Source organism: Mycobacterium colombiense (assembly GCF_003284975.1).
GTDB lineage: Bacteria > Actinomycetota > Actinomycetes > Mycobacteriales > Mycobacteriaceae > Mycobacterium > Mycobacterium europaeum_A.
On record NZ_QMEU01000175.1, the window covers coordinates 1 to 5,767 of the forward strand.

At 71.3% G+C, this 5,767-nt stretch carries 3 protein-coding genes; all 3 read right to left on the bottom strand.

Annotation, left to right across the window (positions count from 1 at the left end; genetic code table 11):
* A partial coding sequence (locus DQP58_RS25675; protein WP_133259441.1) for a type I polyketide synthase occupies nt 1–3,592 on the bottom strand: 3,592 nt, incomplete at its 3' end.
* Between the two features lie 70 nt (nt 3,593–3,662).
* Nucleotides 3,663–4,724, bottom strand: a complete 1,062-nt coding sequence (locus tag DQP58_RS25680) for a type III polyketide synthase (RefSeq protein WP_112710885.1) — start codon at nt 4,722–4,724, stop codon at nt 3,663–3,665.
* A 111-nt stretch (nt 4,725–4,835) separates the two neighbouring features.
* On the bottom strand, nt 4,836–5,767 hold a 932-nt coding region (gene argH / locus DQP58_RS25685; protein ID WP_112710886.1), incomplete at its 5' end, for an argininosuccinate lyase.

Genomic DNA, 5,767 nt, shown 5'->3' on the forward strand with positions numbered 1-5,767 from the left:
GGAGGCGCATGGCCAACGACCGCACCGAGAGCACCGGCAGCCCCGCCCCGTCGGCCAATTCCACCGAGATCGCACCGGCGCCGGCCGGTGCGATCCGGACCCGCGCCCGCGACGCACCCGACGCGTGTAACGACACGCCCTGCCAGGAGAACGGCAGCACGGTGACGTCGTTCCCGGCAGCGACACCGATCGCGTGCAGCGCGGCATCCAACAGCACGGGATGTAATCCGAAGCCGCCGTCGGGGGCGGCGGCGGCGTCGGGCACGGCGACCTCGGCGAAGATCTCGTCGCCGCGCTGCCACATCGCCCGCAGGCCCTGGAAAGCGCCGCCGTAGTCGTAGCCGCGCCGCGCCAGCCGCTCATAGGCGCCGGTGACGTCCACCGCGGTCGCCCCGGCGGGCGGCCAGCTCGAGAGGTCGGCGGCCGGTGTCACGGTGCCCGGCCGCAGCAGCCCCTCGGCATGCAGCACCCACTGCGAATCCGGCTGCGCGTCAATCGAATACACCGCCAGCCGCCGGTGGTCCGACTCGTCGGGCGCGCCGACCACCAGCTGCACCCGCACGTCCCCGGCCGCGGGCAGCAGCAAAGGCATCGAGGTGGTCAGCTCGTCGAGCACCCCGCAACCGACCTCGTCGCCCGCGCGGATGGCCAACTCGACGAACCCCGCGCCCGGGAACAACACCGTGTCACCGACCCCGTGATCGGCCAGCCAGGGGTGGGCAGCCGTGGACAACCGGCCGGTCAGCACCACGCCGCCGGAATCGGGCCGCGGAACCACCGCCCCCAGCAGGCCGTGCTCGGCGGCGGCCAGGCCCAGGGTGGCGACGTCCTGTGAACCGGTCGACCCGCCCGGAAGCCAAAAATGTTGCCGGACAAACCCATACGTCGGGAGGTCGACGCGGCGGCCACCGAGTCCGGCCAGCGCGGCCCGCCAGTCCACCGCCACGCCGTCGACGTGGGCCGCGGCGGCCGAGAGCCAGAAGCGGTCCAGGCCGCCGTCATCGCGGCCCAGCGACGGGATGACGCACCCCCGCTCGCCATCGGGCATCGTCTCTTCGATGGCGGCCACCAGCACCGGATGCGGACTGGATTCGATGAACACCTGATGGCCCGCATCACACGCGCTGCGCACCGCCTTCTCGAATTGCACGGTGCGGCGGATGCTTTGGAACCAATAGTCGGCGTCCAGCCCCGCGGTGTCCAGCGGTTCGCCGGTGACCGTGGAGAAGAAGGTGACGGCGGACGACCGCGGCGCCAGCCCGTCCAGCGCGGCGGCGAGGGGCTCCCGAATCGCCTCCACCTGCGCCGAGTGCGACGCGTAGTCGACGTCGATCTTGCGGGCCCGGATGTTGTCGGCCTCGCACCGTTGCATCAGCTCGGCCAGCGCGTCCACCTCGCCCGAGACCACCACCGCCGCAACGCCGTTGACGGTGGCGATGTTGAGCCGGTCGCCCCAGGCGGCGATGAGCTGCTCGGCGCGCGCCAGGCTGCAGGCCAGCGAGACCATGCCGCCCCGGCCCGACAACCGCACCAGCAAGCGGCTGCGCAGCGCGACCACCCGGGCGGCGTCTTCCAGCGACAGGGCGCCCGCCACGTAGGCCGCCGCGATCTCGCCCTGCGAATGGCCGATCACCGCGTCGGGTGTGACGCCCACCGAGCGCCACAGTTCGGCCAGCGACACCATCACCGCCCACAGCGCCGGCTGCACCACGTCGACGCGGTCCAATCCGGGTGCGCCCGGCACCCCGCGGATGACGTCGATCAGCGACCAGTCGACGTGCTCGGCGAGCGCCTTGTCGCACAGCTGCAGGTGTTCGGCGAATGTCGGTGAGCTGTCCAGCAATTGGGCGCCCATGCCGGCCCATTGCGAGCCCTGGCCGGGAAAGACCAACACCGTCTTGCCCATCGGCTGGGCCCGGCCCACCACCAGGCCCGCGCCCTGCTCGCCGGCCGCCAGCGCCGCCAGCCCGCGCAGCAGCTGCGCGCCGTCGGCGCCCACGATCACCGCGCGGTGCTCGAAGCGAGACCGCGTGGCGATCAGCGACCAGCCCACGTCCAGCACCCGCACCCGGGGATCGGCCTTCACGCGGGCCAGCAGCCGCGCGGCCTGGTTCGCCAGCGCCTCACCCGAACGGGCCGAAAGCACCCACGGGACGATGACGTCATCGCCCGGGGGCGCGGCGTTTTCGAGCTCGGCGGCGTACTGCTCGACGATGACGTGCGCGTTGGTGCCGCTGATGCCGAAGGACGAGACGCCCGCGCGCCGCGGCCGGTCCACGGCCGGCCAGGGCCGCTGTTCGGTCAGCAGCGACACCGCCCCGGCCGTCCAATCCACATGCGGCGTCGGCTCATCCACGTGCAGCGTCTTGGGCATCACCCCGTGGCGGATCGCCTGCACCATCTTGATCACCCCGCCGGCACCCGCCGCGGCCGAGGTGTGACCCATGTTCGATTTGATCGAGCCCAGCCACAGCGGCCGATCGGCCGGCCGGTCCTGGCCGTAGGTGGCCAGAACCGCCTGGGCCTCAATGGGATCGCCGAGCGTGGTGCCCGTCCCGTGTCCCTCGACCAGATCGACGTCGGCGGTGTCCAGCCGCGCGTTGGCCAGCGCCGCCCGGATCACCCGTTGCTGCGATGGCCCGTTGGGCGTCGCCAGGCCGTTGGACGCGCCGTCCTGATTGACCGCCGATCCGCGGACCACGGCCAGCACCGGATGCCCGTGCCGGCGGGCGTCGGCCAGCCGTTCCAGCACCAGCACCCCGAGGCCTTCGGAGAAGCCGGTGCCGTCGGCGGCGCCCGCGTACGCCTTGCACCGGCCGTCGGCGGCCAGCGCGCGCTGGCGGCTGAACTCGATGAACATCGCCGGGGTGGCCATCACCGTCACGCCGCCGGCCAGCGCCAGATCGCACTCGCCGGAACGCAACGACTGCGCCGCCAGGTGCAGGGCCACCAACGACGACGAACACGCCGTGTCCACGGAGACGGCGGGGCCCTCGAACCCCAGCGAATAGGCCACCCGGCCCGAGGCCACGCTCAGCGTCGAGCCGCGCAGGCCGTATCGCTCCAGGTGGCCCGGCACCCGTCCCTGGCCCCCGTAGGAGCCGTGGAATATCCCGGCGAACACGCCGGTCGCCGAGCCGCGCAGGGTGACGGGGTCGATGCCGGCCCGCTCCAACGCCTCCCAGGACACCTCGAGCAGCAAGCGCTGTTGCGGGTCCATCGCCAGCGCCTCGCTGGGCGCGATGCCGAAGAACGCGGCATCGAAATCGCCGACGTCCGAGAGGAATCCGCCACACCGGGCGTACGACTTGCCGACGGCGTCGGGGTCGTCGTCGAACAGGCCTGTCAGGTTCCAGCCGCGGTCGGTGGGGAATTCCGAGACCACGTCGCGGCCCTCGACGACCATCTGCCACAGAGCCTCCGGCGAGTTCACTGCGCCCGGATACCGGCAGCCCATGCCCACCACCGCGACCGGTTCGGTTGCCCTTTCCGCTAATAAGGCCAAATATTGGCGGTTTTCGCGCTTGAGCCGCTCGTTTTCTTTCAGCGACTGGCGAAGGGCCCGGACGAGCTCTTCGGTGTTGCCGTTCATGGCAGGCGGCCTCTCATGTCACTCATGGCGATACTTCCTGCCGTCGCACCGCAAAAAACGCGGACGAGGATCAGTGCCAACGCAACAGCACCAGCTCTGAACAGAATCCAGGCCCCATCGCCAGCATCAGCCCGGGGCTGTCGCTCGGCGGCGGCTTGGCCATGGTGTCGCGCAGCACGTGCAACACCGACGCCGAGGACAGGTTGCCGATCTCGCCGAGCGACCGCCAGGTCAGTTCGAGGGCCTCGGGCGGCAGGTCGAGTGCGGCGTTGATCGCCTCGATGACCTTGGGGCCGCCGGGGTGGCTGACGAACGCGCCGATGTCGGCGGTGGTCAACCCGTGTGCCCCGAGGAACCCGGTGACGTCGTCGTGGAGGTATTGCTCCACGACGGCGGCGACGTCCTTGGACAGCACCAGTTCGAAGCCGGTGGTTCGCACGTCGAAGCCCATGGTGCGCAGCGAATCGGGATACAGGTGGCTGCGCGAGTCGAGGATGCTGGGCCCGCTGGCGGCCAGCTGTTCGGCACGACGCTCGCCGACGGCCACCACCGCCGCGGCCCCGTCGGCGAACAGCGCGCTGCCGACCATGCCGGCCAGCGACGGCGTGTATCCGGGATAGGTCAGCGAGCACAGCTCGACCGAGATCAGGGCGGCGACGGCGTCGGGTGCGCCGCGCAGGTAGTCGTGCACGCGGGCCACCCCCGCGGCGCCGGCCACGCAGCCCAGCCCGAACAGCGGCACCCGTCGCACGTCGTCGCGCAGGCCGAGCTTCGCGGCGATCCGCGCGTCCACGGAGGGCACCGCCAGGCCGGTCACCGTGGTGGTGATGAGCACGTCGACGTCCTCGGGCCGCAGCCCCGCCTCCTCGAGCGCGCCGGACAGCGCCTCGCAGCCCAGCTTCACGGCGTGTTCGGTGAAGATCCGGTTGGCCAGGCCGAAGTCGGTGAGCGCGGGGTACTGCTCGAGCGGCAGCACCAGATGACGGCTGCCGACTTTGGCGCTGGCGTGCAGCTGCCGGACGATGTCCTCGTAGCCTTCGAACTCCGGGATGCTGACGAAGAAGTCGGTGAGCTCGCGCTGGGAGTATCGGTGCGGCGGTAACGCACCGAAGACGCCGGCGACGACGCTCATTGTTCTCCCACCCCTTGGTGACGAGGACCCGGCCCCTGGCGTTCAACCGGATCGCTTTGAGCCCGAAGTCTAGTCTGCACGTCCCGGGCCGTCAGGGAAAACAAGCTCATCTCAGGTGCCGCCACCCAGCCGGCTTTTGAGCCGATCGGCGCTGGCCAGGACGGTTTCGATCTGCTCGGCGACCCGCGCCGGCGCGGTGCCGCCGCGCGCGTCGCGCGAGGACACCGACCCCTCGATCGTCAAGACCTCCCGCACCTGTGGCGTGAGATCGGGGCTGATGGCGGCCAGTTCGTCGTCGGTCAGCTCATCGAGTCCGACGGACCGCTGCTCGGCGGCGCGCACCGCGGCCCCGGCGGCCTCGTGCGCCGACCGGAACGGCACGCCCTGGCGCACCAGCCATTCGGCGATATCGGTGGCCAGCGTGTAACCGGCGGGAGCCAGGGCGGCCATCCGCTCGACGTCGAAGGTCAGGCTGGCCACCAGCCCGGCCATCGCCGGCAGTACCAGCTCCAGCTGGGCGACCGAATCGAACACCGGCTCCTTGTCTTCCTGCAGGTCACGGTTGTAAGCCAGTGGCTGGGCCTTCAGCGTGGCCAGCAGGCCGGTCAGGTTGCCGATCAGCCGGCCGGACTTGCCGCGCGCCAGCTCGGCGATGTCGGGATTCTTCTTCTGCGGCATGATCGAGCTGCCGGTCGACCACGAATCGTGCAGCGTGACGTAGCCGAATTCCGTCGAGCTCCACAGGATGATGTCCTCGGCCAGCCGGGACAGGTCCACCCCGATCATCGCGAACACGAAGGCGGCCTCCGCGGCGAAATCCCGGGATGCGGTCGCGTCGATGGAGTTGTCGGCGGCGGCGGCGAAGCCCAGTTCCGCGGCGATCGCGTCGGGGTCCAGGCCCAGCGACGATCCGGCCAGCGCGCCCGAGCCGTACGGCGACACCCCGGCGCGCCGGTCGAAGTCGACGATCCGGTCGACGTCGCGCAGCAGCGGGTGGGCGTGGGCCAGCAGGTGGTGGGCCAGCAGCACCGGTTGGGCGGACT

Excerpts from the sequence above, each read along its gene's own strand:
- DQP58_RS25680 (WP_112710885.1), bottom strand. The coding sequence starts at position 4,724 with ATGAGCGTCGTCGCCGGCGTCTTCGGTGCGTTACCGCCGCACCGATAC.